This is a genomic window from Actinoplanes sp. NPDC051513 (assembly GCF_044454685.1).
Lineage (GTDB): Bacteria > Actinomycetota > Actinomycetes > Mycobacteriales > Micromonosporaceae > Actinoplanes.
In genome coordinates, this window is the sequence record NZ_JBITDW010000004.1 from 609,791 (window position 1) to 624,751 (window position 14,961).

20 protein-coding genes and 1 riboswitch are annotated in these 14,961 nt (G+C 70.5%); of the genes, 7 read left to right on the plus strand and 13 right to left on the minus strand.

Annotated features, from left to right (window positions below; all coding sequences use genetic code 11):
- Positions 1-16 precede the first annotated feature (16 nt).
- Entirely contained in the window at positions 17-256 is a 240-nt protein-coding gene (locus tag ACIA5D_RS17290) for a hypothetical protein (protein ID WP_396030918.1), read from the plus strand.
- A gap of 174 nt (positions 257-430) precedes the next feature.
- Positions 431-754, plus strand: coding sequence for a hypothetical protein (locus ACIA5D_RS17295; protein ID WP_396030919.1), 324 nt, complete (start codon positions 431-433; stop codon positions 752-754).
- Between the two features lie 66 nt (positions 755-820).
- On the opposite strand, the gene ACIA5D_RS17300 is transcribed toward ACIA5D_RS17295, so the two are convergent.
- Positions 821-2,971 carry a glycoside hydrolase family 3 C-terminal domain-containing protein gene (locus ACIA5D_RS17300; RefSeq protein WP_396030920.1) on the minus strand — a complete coding sequence of 717 codons (2,151 nt, stop codon included), beginning with the start codon at positions 2,969-2,971 and terminating at the stop codon, positions 821-823.
- A 147-nt stretch (positions 2,972-3,118) separates the two neighbouring features.
- Here ACIA5D_RS17300 and ACIA5D_RS17305 point away from each other — a divergent pair, with 147 nt between their 5' ends.
- The gene (locus tag ACIA5D_RS17305; protein WP_396030921.1) at positions 3,119-4,093 is read left to right on the plus strand and encodes an alpha/beta hydrolase; all 975 of its coding nucleotides are present in this window, start codon (positions 3,119-3,121) and stop codon (positions 4,091-4,093) included.
- Positions 4,094-4,108: 15 nt separating this feature from the next.
- Entirely contained in the window at positions 4,109-5,089 is a 981-nt protein-coding gene (locus tag ACIA5D_RS17310; protein WP_396030922.1) for a helix-turn-helix domain-containing protein, read from the plus strand.
- A gap of 31 nt (positions 5,090-5,120) precedes the next feature.
- On the opposite strand, the gene ACIA5D_RS17315 is transcribed toward ACIA5D_RS17310, so the two are convergent.
- From ACIA5D_RS17315 to ACIA5D_RS17360, 10 genes are all read right to left on the minus strand, one after another.
- Entirely contained in the window at positions 5,121-5,543 is a 423-nt protein-coding gene (locus tag ACIA5D_RS17315; protein ID WP_396030923.1) for a hypothetical protein, read from the minus strand.
- A 633-nt stretch (positions 5,544-6,176) separates the two neighbouring features.
- Positions 6,177-7,205 carry a patatin-like phospholipase family protein gene (locus ACIA5D_RS17320; RefSeq protein WP_396030924.1) on the minus strand — a complete coding sequence of 343 codons (1,029 nt, stop codon included), beginning with the start codon at positions 7,203-7,205 and terminating at the stop codon, positions 6,177-6,179.
- 108 nt (positions 7,206-7,313) lie between these two features.
- On the minus strand, positions 7,314-8,063 hold the full coding sequence (locus ACIA5D_RS17325) for a methyltransferase (protein WP_396030926.1): 750 nt from the start codon (positions 8,061-8,063) through the stop codon (positions 7,314-7,316).
- Between the two features lie 2 nt (positions 8,064-8,065).
- Positions 8,066-8,500 (minus strand): PPOX class F420-dependent oxidoreductase, encoded by a 435-nt coding sequence (locus ACIA5D_RS17330; RefSeq protein WP_396030927.1) that lies wholly within the window; start codon positions 8,498-8,500, stop codon positions 8,066-8,068.
- A 2-nt stretch (positions 8,501-8,502) separates the two neighbouring features.
- Entirely contained in the window at positions 8,503-8,847 is a 345-nt protein-coding gene (locus ACIA5D_RS17335; protein WP_396030929.1) for a hypothetical protein, read from the minus strand.
- A complete protein-coding gene (locus ACIA5D_RS17340; RefSeq protein ID WP_396030930.1) occupies positions 8,844-9,119 on the minus strand; it encodes a hypothetical protein in 276 nt (91 codons plus the stop codon). Before ACIA5D_RS17340 ends, ACIA5D_RS17335 begins: the two co-directional genes overlap by 4 nt.
- A 38-nt stretch (positions 9,120-9,157) precedes the next feature.
- Entirely contained in the window at positions 9,158-9,745 is a 588-nt protein-coding gene (locus ACIA5D_RS17345; protein WP_396030931.1) for a LysE family translocator, read from the minus strand.
- A 22-nt stretch (positions 9,746-9,767) separates the two neighbouring features.
- Positions 9,768-10,220, minus strand: a complete 453-nt coding sequence (locus ACIA5D_RS17350) for a DUF5955 family protein (protein ID WP_396030932.1) — start codon at positions 10,218-10,220, stop codon at positions 9,768-9,770.
- The gene (locus ACIA5D_RS17355; RefSeq protein WP_396030933.1) at positions 10,217-10,501 is read right to left on the minus strand and encodes a hypothetical protein; all 285 of its coding nucleotides are present in this window, start codon (positions 10,499-10,501) and stop codon (positions 10,217-10,219) included. The genes ACIA5D_RS17350 and ACIA5D_RS17355 overlap by 4 nt, the downstream gene beginning before the upstream one ends.
- Positions 10,435-11,433, minus strand: a complete 999-nt coding sequence (locus ACIA5D_RS17360; RefSeq protein WP_396030934.1) for a hypothetical protein — start codon at positions 11,431-11,433, stop codon at positions 10,435-10,437. The genes ACIA5D_RS17355 and ACIA5D_RS17360 overlap by 67 nt, the downstream gene beginning before the upstream one ends.
- Positions 11,434-11,555: 122 nt before the next feature.
- On the opposite strand from ACIA5D_RS17360, the gene ACIA5D_RS17365 reads away from it, so the two are divergent.
- Together ACIA5D_RS17365 and ACIA5D_RS17370 are read left to right on the plus strand one after the other, a co-directional pair.
- Positions 11,556-11,909 carry a PQQ-binding-like beta-propeller repeat protein gene (locus ACIA5D_RS17365; protein WP_396030935.1) on the plus strand — a complete coding sequence of 118 codons (354 nt, stop codon included), beginning with the start codon at positions 11,556-11,558 and terminating at the stop codon, positions 11,907-11,909.
- Positions 11,906-12,532, plus strand: a complete 627-nt coding sequence (locus ACIA5D_RS17370) for a PQQ-binding-like beta-propeller repeat protein (RefSeq protein WP_396031009.1) — start codon at positions 11,906-11,908, stop codon at positions 12,530-12,532. The genes ACIA5D_RS17365 and ACIA5D_RS17370 overlap by 4 nt, the downstream gene beginning before the upstream one ends.
- 63 nt (positions 12,533-12,595) lie before the next feature.
- Here the strand turns inward: ACIA5D_RS17370 and ACIA5D_RS17375 are convergent, their stop codons facing one another.
- On the minus strand, positions 12,596-13,399 hold the full coding sequence (locus tag ACIA5D_RS17375; protein WP_396030936.1) for an SDR family oxidoreductase: 804 nt from the start codon (positions 13,397-13,399) through the stop codon (positions 12,596-12,598).
- Between the two features lie 186 nt (positions 13,400-13,585).
- On the opposite strand from ACIA5D_RS17375, the gene ACIA5D_RS17380 reads away from it, so the two are divergent.
- On the plus strand, positions 13,586-14,023 hold the full coding sequence (locus tag ACIA5D_RS17380) for a CBS domain-containing protein (RefSeq protein WP_396030937.1): 438 nt from the start codon (positions 13,586-13,588) through the stop codon (positions 14,021-14,023).
- Here the strand turns inward: ACIA5D_RS17380 and ACIA5D_RS17385 are convergent.
- Positions 14,020-14,790: a DUF1684 domain-containing protein gene (locus tag ACIA5D_RS17385; RefSeq protein ID WP_396030938.1), complete on the minus strand. Its 771-nt coding sequence runs from the start codon at positions 14,788-14,790 to the stop codon at positions 14,020-14,022. The genes ACIA5D_RS17380 and ACIA5D_RS17385 overlap by 4 nt on opposite strands.
- A gap of 31 nt (positions 14,791-14,821) precedes the next feature.
- Positions 14,822-14,937, plus strand: a riboswitch (SAM riboswitch).
- The last annotated feature ends 24 nt before the right edge of the window (positions 14,938-14,961 follow it).

Genomic DNA, 14,961 nt, shown 5'->3' on the forward strand with positions numbered 1-14,961 from the left:
GGGTGCCCAGCTCCTCGTGGCGGACGACCAGCGGGCCGGGGTCCTCGGCGGTGCCGTCGGCGGCGAAACGCAGCGCCACCGGGGCGGCCGCGTAGGAAGCGTGCAGGTCGGCGGGGCCGAGGTCGTCGCCCGGCTGCTCGACGCCACCATGCCCGCGGCCGCGGACCGGCTGTTGCTGGCATGGCTGACGAACGACTCGTGGCGGCGCTGCGAGGCAGCGACCACCGGCGCGCTCTCCGGCCGACGAGCTTGCTGACTGGCTGATGGCGGCCCCGCCCACGACGGCGGCGCACGCCGTCATCGAACGCTACGTGTCGGATACGACTGACAGCACTCGACCATCCGCTCAGTTGAGAGGCGTCACCCGCGGGAAGGAGTTGACCGTGTCGGCTCGGGGCTGGGTGGCACCGAAGCGCCTACGTTTGGCCGCATGACCGAACGCGACGCTCGGGACGAACATCGCCGTCACCAGCAGCGGGTGCAGAGCGAAGTCTGGCACGTCAAGGGCTCCTGGCCTGAAGGCTGGTTCCGGGCGAGGGAAGACGACGACCACTCGTACGGCTTCGTGAATGTTCGCGCCGCCAACGCCATTCGGCTGGTTCCCGCTGACACCGACGCGGACCGCTACCGCATCAAGGTGTTCTTCGGCGGCCATTACGTCGATCTGGGCATGGGGCCGTACCTGCATAGCAATGCCATTGACGTGCTGGATGCGGTGCTACAAGAAGCCCGGGAGGGCCCGCCGGAATCGTGATCTCCGGCGGCCGCCTGACCGTCGCGGGCGGACGGCCCGGCGTTGCGCGACCGGCGCGAGCGGCCGTCAGTTGTTGGCGGCTTCGACCAGCTCGGCGAGGGCCTCGGAGGTGAACGGGCTGCCCGGGAACATGGCCATCCGAACCAGCGGGAAGCTCGCCGCCATCTGCATCATCGCCGGGTCCACGGTCAGCGCGCCGGCCATGCCGCCCCCGCCCTCCGCCATCATCTTCGCGAAGACGTCCATGAGGACCTCGGCGCCGCGGGGGTCGGAGAGCCATTCGCCGAGGGTGGAGTCGGCGGTCAGCGGGTAGCGGGCCTCGTCGCCGGCGACCTCGACCGAAACGGTGGTGCGGATGTCGCGGGACGAGGCGCCCACCGCGACGGTGTAGGCGCCGTTCTCGACGACCCAGCGGGAGAGCTTGACGTCCCAATAGGCGAGGTCGGCCCGGTCGATGTGGAGGGTCGCCTCGACCGTCGCGCCGGCGGCGATCGGGGCGTTGGCGAACGCCTTGAGCTCGCGCGGGGCGCGGCGGACCCGGGAGCCGGGGAGGCTGACGTACGCCTGGACCACCTCGCGGCCGTCGCGGGCGCCGGTGTTGGTGACCGGAAGGCGGATCTCGAGATCGCCGCCGGCCGAGAGGGTCGCGGTGGCCTCCCCGTACGCGAACGTGGTGTAGGAGAGGCCGAAGCCGAAGGGATAGGCCACTTCCTGCTCGCGGGCGTCGAAACCGCGGTAGCCGACGTGGATGCCCTCGCCATAGCGGACGTGGCCGGCCTCGCCGGGGAAGTCCAGGTACGACGGGTGGTCGGCGAGCTTCAGCGGGATGGTCTCGGCGAGGCGGCCGGAGGGATTCACCCGGCCGAAGAGGACGTCGGCGATCGCGCTGCCGCCGGCCTGGCCGAGCAGCCAGCCCTCGACCAGCGCGGGCACGGCGCTGTCCCAGGGCGAGGTGGCGACCACGGCGCCGTTGGAGAGAACGACAACCGTACGAGGGTTGGCCGCGGCGACGCGGGCGATCAGGTCGAGCTGCTCGCGGGGGAGGTCGAGGGATTCGCGGTCGGCGCCCTCGGTCTCCTGGTCGGTGCCGGCGAAGACGATCGCGACGTCCGACTGCGCGGCGAGAGCGGGGTCGGTGACGAAGCTGACCCGGCCGGGGGCGGACTCCGAGATCGCGGTGAGGGCGTCGTCGAGGCGGGTGGGGGTGATCTGGGAGCTGCCGCCGCCCTGGTAGCGCGGGGTGCGGGCCGTCTCGCCGAGCACCGCTACGGTCTGCGTGCCATCGAGCGGGAGCAGGTCGCCGTCGTTCTTGAGCAGGACGACGCCCCGGGCGGCGATCTCGCGGGCCAGCTCGTGGTGCGCGCCGGCGTCGTACCCGGAAGATCTTTCGTTTGTTGTCTTGGCGACCAGATCGTGGACGCGCGAAGCCGCCAGGGTGAGAGCGTCGGCCGGGAGACGGCCGTCGTCGACCGCGTCGATCAGCGCCTGGTCGCCCGCCGCGTCGGGGCCGGGCATGGTTAGGTCGAGGCCGGCGCGAACGGCCTCCACCCGGTCGACGACGGCGCCCCAGTCGGAGACGACGACGCCGCGGAAGCCCCATTCGTCGCGGAGCATCTCGGTGAGCAGGAAGTGGTTCTGGCTGGCGTAGATGCCGTTGATCCGGTTGTACGCGCACATGACGGTCCACGGCTGCGCGGTCGTGACCACCCGCTGGAAGGCGCGCAGGTAGAGCTCGCGCAGGGAGCGCTCGTCCACGTCGGCGCTGACCCGCATGCGGTCGGTCTCCTGGCTGTTCACGGCGAAGTGCTTGAGGGAGGCGCCGACGCCGCGGCTCTGGAGGCCCTCGACCCAGGCGGTCGCGAGGATTCCGGCGACGAGGGGGTCCTCGCTGAAGTACTCGAAGTTCCGGCCGCCCAGCGGCGTCCGCTTGAGGTTGATGCCGGGGCCGAGCAGCACCTGTACGCCCATGGCGCGGCACTCGTCGCCGAGGGCCTCGCCCATCCGCCGCAGCAGCGCGGGATCCCAGGTCGATCCGGAGGCCACGGCCGGCGGGAAACACGTGGCCGGCTGTCCCGCGAGGAGATCTTCGGCGTCGGCGACCTGCAGGCGTACGCCGTGCGGCCCGTCGGTCAGGGTGATCGCCGGGACGTCGCCGGCCGCCGTGCTGGACCAGAAATCGGCGCCACTCGTGATGGCGGCCTGCGCGTTGAGTTCCATGGTCATCCTCTCGGCGGAAAGCGACTGTCTGCCATCTTTCCCGACCCGCCATCCGGCGGGTAGTTTCCGCCGGATGGCGCTCGGTCGCGGTGGTTACTCGTTTCATGCTGGTGACAGCGGTCACACCCCGTTCACCAGGAGGTTCGCGTGACGACCACTCTTCCCCCGCCGCCGTTCGACCCCGAACTCGGTGCGGCGCTCAGCGCCCTCGCCGACATGATGCCGCCCACCCTGAACGTCGGCCTCCTGGAAACCATGCGCACCGGCTCGATCCTGGCCTTACCGACCCCCGAGGAGCTGGCCCGCGACGGCGCGTTCCGGGTCGAGGAGCGCGACGTGCCCGGTCTCGGCGACGATCCCGGCATCACCCTGCTGATCTGCACCCCCACCGCCCCCACCGGCACGCCCGGCTGCATCTACCACACCCACGGCGGCGGCATGGTCCTCGGCGATCGCCGCATCGGCGTCCCCGAGATGCTCGACTGGGCCGCCCAGTTCAACCTCGTTGTCGTCTCGGTCGAGTACCGCCTTGCCCCCGAGACCCCGCACCCCGGCCCGATCGACGACTGCTACGCGGGCCTGCTCTGGACCGCCGAGCACGCCGACGAGCTCGGCTTCGACCCCGCCCGGATGATCGTGGCCGGCGGCAGCGCCGGCGGTGGGCTCGCCGCGGCCCTGGCCCTGCGGGCTCGCGACCAGGACGGCCCCGGGCTGCTCGGCCAGATGCTCATCTACCCCATGCTCGACGACCGCAACGACACCCCGTCGTCGCTCCAGATGGCCGGGCTCGGGGTCTGGGACCACGGCGCCAACGAGTTCGGCTGGACCGCCCTGCTCGGCTCGGCCCGCGGCGGTCCCGACGTCTCGCCGTACGCCGCCCCCGCCCGCGCCGACGACCTCTCCGGCCTGCCGCCCGCCTTCATCGACGTCGGTTCGGCCGAAACTTTCCGCGACGAGGATGTGGCGTACGCGTCGCGCATCTGGCAGGCCGGCGGCCGTGCCGAGCTGCACGTCTGGCCCGGCGGCTTCCACGGTTTCGACGGCCTCGCACCCACCGCCCAGCTGAGCCAGGACGCCCGCGAAGCGCGGGTACGCTGGCTGAACCGCCTGTTCAACGGCTAGTTTCCGGGGGCCGACGTGAAAGATCTCGCAGTGCGGCTGGCGGCGCTCGACGCGGACGCCGGAGCCGCGCTGCGGGTCATCGCCTACTTCGACGGCCTGACGGAGAACAAGGCCGGCCTGCAGGCCATCGTCCGCGGCGCCGCCGTCCTGGCCGGTTGCGCCGCCCGCCTCGACGACCTCTCCCGCCGCGTCCACATCCGCGTGGATCCCGCCGGCAACGCCGCCCCCGCGTCTTCCCCTCCCGATGCCGCGTGGATGCATACCCTGATCGCCCCGGCCGCCACCCTGCATCTGGAGCGCTCCGGCGAGCCCGGCCCGGTGGAGGCGATGATCCTGGAGCGAGCGGCCGGTGCGGCCCGTGCGGTTCTCGACCGCACACGAGGCCGGGCTCCCGCGGAAGACCCGGCGTTGGCCGAGCTGATCGTCGACGCTGCGGCTTCTTCAGAGGTACGGCGTCAGGCGGCGGCCACGCTGAAGTTGCGGGAGTCCACGCGGTATCACGCCGCGGCGACTCCGGCCGGCCCGCTCCTGCTCCCCGCCGCCACGCCCACACCTTTGCCCGCCGGCCGCGTCGGACTGGGGCCCGCGGTCGCCCCGTCCGACCTGCCCGCCTCCTACGCCGCGGCGCGGATCGCGTTGCGGTTCGCGGCCGACGGCACCGCCGAAGACCCGGGCCCCGTGGTGGTGCGCCACGAGGAGCTCGGCGCCCTCGCCCTGCTGGCCGACCTTCCCCACACCGCCGACGTGCCCGACCTGCGCGCCCTCGAACACGCGACCGCCGCCGCCCCGTGGGCCTTGTCCACGCTGCACGCCTTCGCCGACGCGCCGAGCCTGCGGGCCGCCGCCACCGCGTTGCGCCTGCACCACTCCACGCTCCAGGACCGCATAACCGCCGCCGAGCACCTCTTGGGCTGGCCGATCCGCGAGCCGCACGGCCGGCTGCGCCTTCAGCTGGCCCTGGCCCTGCGGCGCGTGCGCCGCCACCCGCCGAGCTGAGCACGCTCGATCTCCACCGGCCAGTTTTCGTTCAGGCGCGTCGCCGGCGCAGGGAACGCAGGGTGGAGACGGCGCTCGTCACGGCGAGTGCCCAGACGACGAGCAGCGGCTGGAAGACCAACCGGATCGCGCGGGCCGCGTCGGTGTCGAGACCGAAGCCGTCCTGGTGCTCGGTGAACTGGGCGATGTTGCCGGGCAGGACCGCGACGAAGAACGCCGCCGTGACGGCGCCCACGATGCCGCGCGCGGGTTGCCTCCAGGCGGCGAGCAGAGCCACCGCGAGACACAGTTCGACCACGCCGGACGCGACGACCACGACGTTCTGGTCGATCGGCAGCCAGGACGGCACCTGCGCCCGGAACTCCACGCGGGCGAAGGTCAGGTGAGCGGTGCCGGTGAACAGCAGCAGCGCACCCAGGACGATCTGGCCGATCGTGCTGACCCCGCGCCGCATGGCCGCCTCCTCTCCTGACTGTCCATGATCTATCATCGCCTGCCCTCGTAGCCGCTACTGCGGGCATTGAGACTGACCTGCATGGACGCTGCGACTGCCGGCCTGCTCGGCACCTTCATCGGCGCCGCAGCTGAGCACCTATGAAGCCACAGCCTACGAACTGACAAGGCATATCGTGCAAACCGTACGTGCGACGCTGAGCCAGCTCGGGCGCCACGGATTTCTCCAAGCCGCATCCGGGACCTGAGTTACAGCTCTCCAGGCTGCGGCAGTGGGACCGGAGCCTCGGTGGTGGGCGTGGTTTGCGCGGGTTCCGGCGTGCCGGAGCCGGTGGGGTCCGGGCTGGGCCGGGACGGGGATTCCGTCACTGGCGACGGCCCGCTCATCCCAGCGATCGTCGGGTTGCTTGTCGTCCAAGAGCTTCTCCGCCGCCTCGCGCTGGTCCCGGAGGTACGTGAATCCGATTCCGGCCGTCCCTTCAAGCACGGCATTGGCGGACGGCCCCAGCGGCTTGAGCCAGGTCCCCACCTTTCCCGCCCTCCGGGCACCCGGCGGAGAAGGCGACGAGGGTCAGGGCAAGGACCCCTGCCCCGACCTTTTTGGTGGTCATGGTGGGTCTTCTTCCATCGATCGTTACGCCGCTTGGCTGCCGGGCTGGGTCCACCACGGCTGGCGGAAACGGCGCTTGTAGTTCTCGAAATTCCAGGCGGGGCGTTGGTCGTCGCCGTCCAGGAAGCGGGCCGCAGCGTCCCGGCCGTTCTCGAAGAGGCGCTCGGCGTCGGCGCGCGACAGGTCGAAGTCGGTGGCGCTGATGCCGTCGGTGGCGACCACGATCGTCCGGGCAATGACGTCCGGCCGGATCGTCTGCAGCCGGTCGTAGAAGCCGGTCATCGTCGAGAGCATCGCCTTGGACAGCGAGACCACGCCGTTGATGTCGTTGACGTTCGGGTCACCGGAGAGCTTGATGCCGAATGTCGGCCAGCGGGGCTCGACGTCGCTGCGGTCGAAGACGTCGATCGGAAAGTTCGACAGCATGCCGCCATCGACCAGCCACGCGTCGCGACCGGACTGCTTGTCGGGGCAGCGGGCCGGGCGGAAGTAGTACGGGATCGCGGTCGACGCGCGAACGGCGTCGGCCACCGAGGCCTCGCCCGGCTTCACGCCGAACCGCGACCGGTAGTCCCAGGGGAGGCGGATCAGACGGCCCTGGGACAGGTCCGACACCATCGCGACGAAGCGGAAGCGCCGGTCCTCGTCGTCCTTCAGCGTGGACGCCGCACCGGCGTCGTTCAGCGGCAGGTCCGCGAACGTCGAGACCCCCCGCTCTCGCAGGATGTCGGCCACCCACGTACGCAGGGCGTCGCCTTTGCACCAGCCCTTGTGCGCGACGACCGCGCCGACGGCGCCGATGGGCCCGAGCCTTCGGTAAAGACTCGGCGGGTCGCGGAACTTTGGGTACTCGATGCCCCGCATCAGGGTGTGCAGGTCGTCGCCGCGGACACCGGCGGCGACCAAGGCGCCAACCAGCGACCCCGCGGACGTGCCGGCCACCCGGCGGAACTGGAATCCGCGCTCCTCGAGCGTGGACACAGCGCCGGCCAACGCGATTCCCTTGACGCCGCCGCCCTCGAGGACGAGGTCCGCGTGCAGCCTTGTGTTCATGATTCCTCCTGACAGTTGCGGTCACGGAGGCAGAGAGCGGGAAAGTCGCACAAATACATGTCTCGTCGAAATACCAGCTCTCCGGGCCACGAAGGGGCAGGGAGAAAGTCAGATGAGGTAGGGAATCAGTGCGCGCCGCTCGGCCGGATATTCAGGGAACTGCTGGCGATACCACGCATGGTGGTCGACGGCCCGGGGCGCGAGATTTGCCACCGTGTAGAGCGCGAATGCGAGCCCTGCGGGCGACCAGGTGGCGAGTGCCCAGCCGGTCCATTCCACGATCTCGCCCAGGTAGTTCGGGCAGGACACCCATCGATACGCGCCGCCGTACGGGATCTGATAGCCGTCGCCGGTGGACGCCCGCAGGCGGCGGAGCTTGCGGTCGGACCACACGTGCAACGTCAGGCCGCCGGCGAAGAGCCCGGCGCCGATCAGGAACCGCGGGTCGGCCAGCCAACTGTCCGGGTACTGCCCGAGCGTGCCGATCCAGTAGGCGTTGATCGAGGCATTGAGGACGTTGAACGCGATGGCGAGCAGGACCACCACGACCGGCATACGTCTCCCACCGCGCAGCAGGAACGGGTAGACAAAGGCGCGGTACACATAGTGGCTCTGCCACATGGCGAACAGCACCAGCGGCACCAGGTCGGTCCGCCTCGGCCCGGACCAGAAGACGACCGCGAACAACAGCGACGAGACGCTCTCCATGACCAGCCAGCCGGCCCGGGCCGGCACGGTGACGCCCCATCCCTCGCGCAGGTGGCGACCATACGGCGCGGTCATGAAACGCAGCGCGACGAAGGTCACCGCGGCGAGCGCGAGCTCCAGGAACACCAGCATGCGGTACGAAGTCGGCACCTCTACGCGATTCCTGGCTCGGGCGCCGGATGGACCGTCCGCCGAGGTTCGTACCACGTGCTGCCGGCGGGCTCTCCCGCCATGTTCCAGCTCCACGAAATGGTGGGCGTAATGCGCAGGTAGTAGCCCGGTCCCACCATCCCGACCCGCTCGATGGGTCCCTCGGCCCGGCCGTAGACGCGAATCGCGCGGGTGATGAACGGGTCGAAGGACACCATGTCGTCGACCACCAGGGCCACCTGCTGGTTTCCGGACCCGACGTTGCGGAACTTGCGGGTGGCCAGGACGGGCTCGCCGGATCCGCCCACCCAGAAGAACGTCCCGTCGAACTCGAAAGCAAGCGGCACCACGTCAGGCTGGCCTGCGGGACCGACGCTCGCGAGCCGGGCGAGGGGCTGCGACCGCAGATAGGCGATTTCTTCGTCGGTGAACGACATGGTCAGGCCACGTGGCGGGCCGGGCGCAGGAGGGTCAGGGCCCGCAGCGCTTCGGCGCGGGAGATCGGCTGGTCGTCCTCGGCCTGAACTGCCAGCGCCATCTCGATCGCCTGCCGGATCCAGGTCGTCTTGGGCACCTCAGCCGCCTTGGCCGCAACGGCAACGGCTTCGTCGAGCTCGCTCGGCAGGCGAAGCGACCGCACCACCATCACGGCCGAGCCGGCCGGGGGCAGGGAGTCGAGCAGAGCCTGCTCCTCTCGCGGCCCGGGCGCCGGCTCGAACGAAAGCCCGTCCATGAACGCGGCGACCTCTTCGGGCGTCTGCGGCACGTCGCTGTCGTGGCTCATCGCGTCTCCTCCCACCGGCTGAACTCAATCAGCTCCTCATCGGCCATCTCGCGGGCGCCGATGACCTTCCAAGTCAACTCGGCGACGTGGTAGACCGCAACGATCAGCGGACGGCCCGTCGCCGTGCGACTCCAGACGGTCAGGACGGGAACGCCGTTGGCGCCGGCCGCTCGCCGGGGCCAGCGCCGTTTGGCGTCGAGCGCCTGCCGCACCTCGAACGGCTCGATGCCGATGAGAGCGGCCAGCGCCCAGTCATCCCACTCGTATGGCACCATCCCAGCGTACTACGCGCGTAATACGGCGGCAGAAGTCAGGCGGAGACCGCCGTGAACAGGCCGAGGCCGAGGTAGATGGAACCGACCACACGGCTGCCGCCGGACCGGACGCGCAGCCACCGGCCGATCGCGTTCGCGGCGAAACAGCAGGCGATGTCGGCGGCGAGCCCCAGCGCGATGAAGACCGCGCCGAAAGCCGGCAACTCGCCCTCCGAGCGGACGAACTGGGGCAGGAACGCCAGGAAGAACAGCGCCACCTTGGGGTTGAGCGCGCTGACCAGGACGCCGTCCAGGAACAACCGTCGCCGCGCGGCCGGCGGAGCGTCGGCCGCCGCCGGCTTCCGCGCGTTGTACAGGGCGCGCAAGCCGATGTACGCCAGGTACCCGACGCCCGCGTACTTGATGACCGAGAACGCGACCGGGGAGGCCGCGACCAGGGTGGCCAGGCCCGCACCGACCAGGGTGAGCTGCACCAGGGTGCCGGTCTCGACCCCGAACGCGGAGGCGAGGCCGGCACGCATCCCGTGCGCCGCCGAGCGGGTCACGATGAAGATCATGTTCGGGCCCGGGATCGCGATGAGGGTCAGCGAGGCGAGCATGAAAGCGAGCATCCGGCCGGTCATGGTGTCCTCCAGGTGGCGACTACTACTGGGATCGACCGCCGGCGGCGCCGGAACTCATCGCACGGGTTCGTGCCAGTTCTAGGCGGGATGCACCGCCGTCGAGGCGCGGGGCACGAGACGGCCGGGCAGGGCGCGACGGCCGTGCGCGGGCTCGCCGTTGATGGCGGACCGGCTCGACCATGCCGACCCGGCGGATGATCCGCAGGATGGTGTCGCGTATCGCCGGCGTGTCCGGGCTCTCCGCGCCAGCCTCGGTCGCGATCGAGTCCAGGTCCTTGCGGACTCGCTCCACTTCGGGAAGCAGCGCCGCATGCTGGTCGGTGACGAGCCGCAGGGTGGCGAGCGCTGCCAGCAGGGCGTCGCCGTCCTCGCCACCGATCCGGCTGATGGTGACGTCGCGCTGGACGGCGCGGGCGCGCGGGCCGTTCGCGATCGGGCCGTACGCCGAGCCGCCGATGTTGATCTCGTTGCTCATTTGCCGCTTCCCTTCTTGGTGATCGCCGAGGCCGACACGGTGACCCCGGACATGGTCGCCGTGGCGCCGCTGCCGGTGGCGATCGGGCCGTACGCGTTCCCGCTGATCTGGGTGTTGTTGTACTGGTGGACGCTCACCGCGTTGACGAACTCGGAGTCGTCGACGCCCTTCTCGACCAGGAACTCCTGGATCGCCTCGGTGGCCCGGCGGTCGATCAGCCGGGTGTACTTCTCCGCGTCCAGCCGCTGGAGGTAGTTGGCGAAGTCCAGCCGGCTCGCCAACTCCCGTACGTCCAGCCGGGAGCCGAAGTCGTAGACCGGCTCGCTGCGCACTTCCCGGTCGGCCCGGTGATCGCGCCGACCAGCGTGAGCCGCCGGTAGATCGAGCGCACCAGCCGGGCCGGCGCCACCGCCACGTCGCCGGACAGCCGCCGGATCGCCTCGCCGGCGGCGGCCGTGAGCTGGTCGTCGGCGGCGCTGTACCGGTCGATGTCCAGATACCGCTGCCGGATCGGCCCGAGCACGCTCGCCACCAGCTCCACGTAGAGCATCCCGCCCTCGACAGCGATGTGGATGAACGTCGAGGTGACCACGGACTGGTGCTCGGCCGGCATGATCGCGCGGCCGTCGGCGCCCACCGCCGCCCGGTCCGGGGCGCCCACGCCGGCCCGCAGGAAGTGCCGGGCGCTGGTCTGCGGCGCACGGATGATCGCGTCGACGGTGGCGGGCTCGGCGAACGAGTACGGCAGCCGTACCCGCTCGTCGATCAGCGGGTAGTCGTGCCAGCGTGTGCCGGATGAGGCGATCTGGTCGCGCAGCTGCAGCCCGACCACCCGGGTGGACTGCGGCAGGTCGCGGGAACGCATCTCGGCCAGCCGCCGGCGCACATGGGCGGTGAGCGCGACCGGATCGATGTCGACCCGCCGGGACGGCCCCTCGCCGTGCCGCCCGGGCGACTCGACAGACCGCAGCTCGGTCGCGATCGACCACGCGTTGACCCGCTCGCCGGCGCCGACGAACGGCTCGAAACCGGCATGCAGCAGGATGTTGCCGCCCTGCGCCGCCTCGATCACCTGGAGCCGCTGCTCGATCTCACGCGCCTCCGGCCGCCGCACAGCGGGCGGGCGCCCGCGGGCCAGGTCGCCGATGATGATCTCGACCATCCGGTATCGGGAGAACAGCAGCACCACGAAGAACGCGGTCCCCACGACCACCAGGCCGATGACGAACTTCGCCAGCTCGCCGTCCGACGATCGGATCGAATTGACGGGCGAGCGGTAAATACCGGCCGCCGAACCATTCTGGGACGGTGCCGAATACAGTCGGAGGAGTCAGCGTGGCGCATTCGCGGTTGTCGCTTGTGATGATCCTTCTTCTACTATCGGGATGCCAGATCGCGCATCATTCTGGGCAATCCGCCGCCCTGAGCGGGCCGGCCGGTCAAACGAATTTCGTGCCATCGGTTTATCGCGGCTCTGCTGGACTCGACGGCCGGTATCCTGGGCGGGCGCTGCGCCAGATGCCCGCGGTGAAGTGGAAGAGAACGGTCGGCGGCGAGTCCGCTTGGCAGAACGAGGTGGTGCTGACCGAGCGTGCCGTGTACGCGGCCGGGGATGACGGCAACGTGTACGCCCTGGACCGAAAGAGAGCGGCGGGCAAATATGGACGCGCACCCTCGGTGGCCGCCTGACGGGGCCGGGTCTCGTCGGAGATCTCTTGATCGTTCAGGGCGATCAGGGTGTCGTGGCGTTGAAAACGGCCGACGGCACCACGGCGTGGACCCAACCCCAAGCCCAGCCCGGCAACCTCAATGTCACCGCTGACTCCGTTTTCGGTACCACCGCCGAGGGCGAGATAATGCGGATCAACGCCGTGGACGGCGCGATTGCCTGGACCGCGAAGATGACCAACGGAAGCGGCGACGTCGTCGCCGTGGTCGGTGACACCGCGGCGCTCACCGACAATTGGGTTGTCGCCTCGGGCACGAACAGCGGCCTGTACGGCCTCGATGCTCACACGGGCGCGATCAAATGGCAGCTCACCGGGGTCGTACAGCCGCCATCGTTCTGCGCACGTAGGCCGCTACGAGGTTGTTGTCGAGCTCGATGCGTCGCAGCTGGTCGGCGGCTCGCGCGCTCGTCATCTTGCGGAGCTCCACAGCGATCCTGCGGGCCAACGGCCGCTGATCGGCTACCTGACGACCGGGCCCGAGGAGCGCAGGTCCGGTGGCCGGTGACCGGGAGTTCCGTTGCGTTGCCCACGGCGACCAATGGCCAGGTCAGCGCGGGCAGGACAAGGAACACGATCATGTGAAAAAATCTGGCTCCGACCTGCAAGCGGACGCGTCTCGCGCCCTACGGTCCCCACCGGGGACCGCTAGCGCCGGAGGTCGTGGCGGCGGTGGGTCAGCTTCTCGGCGAGGGACGTCGGCGCCACGCGGCGCAGGGCGAACACGAGCGGCGCGTTGCTGCCGACGGCGTACCTCTGCCTGGGTTTGGGCGCTTCTATCGCCTTGACGATGACGGCGGCGACCTGGTCGGCCCCGATGCCGGCTCGTTCGTTGCGGTTCAGGGCCGTCAGCATGGTCTCGAAGTCCTGGCGGTGCGGCGAGTCGGCGGCTATGTGCTTGGTGCGGCGCTCGCTGATGCCGGTGTTGATCGAACCAGGCTCGACCGTCGTGAGCCAAACGCCGAACGGTGACAGCTCGTGGCGGGCGCCGTTGCTGAAGCCCTTGAGCGCGGCCTTCGTGGCGACGTAGGAGGAGCGGTACGCCAGCGGAAACGACGCCAGCATCGAGCCGACCATGACCACCCGGCCGTAGCGGCGCTCGCGCATGCCGGGCAGCATCAGCTGGGTCAGGCGTACGGGGCCGAGGACGTTGACCTGGAAGAGCCGGCGCAGGTCGTCGGCGGGCAGCTCCTCGAACGGGCCGGAGTGGCTCTCGCCGGCGTTGTTGACGAGCACGTCCACGTCGCCCGCGACGCCGGCCAGGGCCTCGATCGACGCCTCGTCGGCCAGATCGAGCGGGAGGTAGTCGACGCCGGCCACCTGGCGGTCGGCGGCCAAGGCCGCCGGGGAGCGGCACGTGCCCAGGACGCGGTAACCGCCCGTGACGAGCGCGGCGGCGGTGGCCCGGCCGATGCCGGAGGACGCGCCGGTGACCAAGGCGGTGCGATTCATCGATGCACAATATCGGCACGCCTGCGCCGCGGACGCCACGCCGGGCGGAGTTGACATCTCGATGCTCTTGACATCAGGACGTGATTGACTGCATCTAGGCATATGCACGCAATGCGGCGTGGCCACCCCGTCATCGGACGGCCCGCCCGGCGGCTTCTGCGGACCGGCACGAGATGGGGAGCAACGATGCGTATCGGCGATATTCTCCGCGTCAAGGGCACCAACGTCGTAACCGTGACACCCGACTCCGATGTCACCCGGCTGGTCGCCCTCCTCGCCCAGCACAGAATCGGCGCGGTGGTCGTGTCGGCGGACGGGGTGCGGGTCGACGGCATCGTCAGCGAGCGCGACGTGGTGCGGGCGCTCGCCGCGCGCGGCGCCGCCGTGCTGAACGAGCCGGTGTCGGCCATCCACACGGCGCAGGTGCGCTCGGTCGCGCCCGACGCCGCCGTCGAAGAGGTCGAGCGGCTGATGACCGAGCACCGCTTCCGCCACGTCCCGGTGCTCGAGGGGGGCACCCTCGCGGGCGTCGTCAGCATCGGCGACGTGGTCAAACACCGCATCGACGAGCTGGAGACCGAGCGCAGCAGCCTCGAGGGCTACATCACCGGCGAGCGCATCTAGCGCGGCGTCTGCTCGCCGGCCTCGATGGCTACCGGGAGGCGGTTCTCGGGCGGGGCCAGCGAGCAGGTCGCGAACTCCGTGTAGGCGCACGGAAGGTTCGTGGCGCGGTTGAAGTCGAGGGTCAGCGTGTTGTCCGCGGCCGGGCGGGGGATCGGCAGGCGGCGGCTCGCGGGGTAGGTCGTCACGCCCGAGGTGGCGTCCGTGAACAACGTCGTCATGGCGCCGGGAGCGCCGGGGAAGACGATCAGGCTCATCGGTACGCCGTCGATCTCGAACTCGACCCGGCCCAGCGCTTCGTCCTCGTCGGTCAGGCCTTCGACGACCGTGGACAGCGTGATCTCGCGCGGGGCGGTGAACGGCACGAACCGGGCGGGGACGAGCCATCGCTCCCGGGGCGGGAACGTGGGCGTCCCCTCGTACGAGATGAGCCGTTGACTGGACGGATGGCGCGGGCGAAGCACGATGCCGGAGCCCCGCCTGGCTATCTCGGCGATCGCGTCGCCGAAGGCCGCGGTGACGCCCTCCTCGTCGACCTTGCCGAAGGCGTGCGTGCCGCTGATCTCGAGGTCGCCGACCGTGAGTGTCTCGCCCTCGCTCAGCGTGACGCCGACGCCGTCGGCCGTCACCGACCAGGAACCGGGCACGTCGTCGAAGCGTTGCGGCGTCGCGGTCAGCCAGTGCATCCCGGTGATCGCGAGCATGCCGTGCGGCGACGCCCGCCGGCGCTCGAGTCCGGCATGCCACTGCGCCCAGTCGTTCTTGTACATCGGCCCACCATATTTGCTAGCGTGTCGGACAGGTCATGAGTGTCAGCGCACAAGCCCCGGCTTGCTGACCGGCAACCCTTGCGTTCGCGATGGGGTGCCCCGGGTGAAGACCGGGCCGGCGTCGATCGACGCGGGCAAGCGCGGGCCCGTGCGGGTCCTCGACCCTTGCGG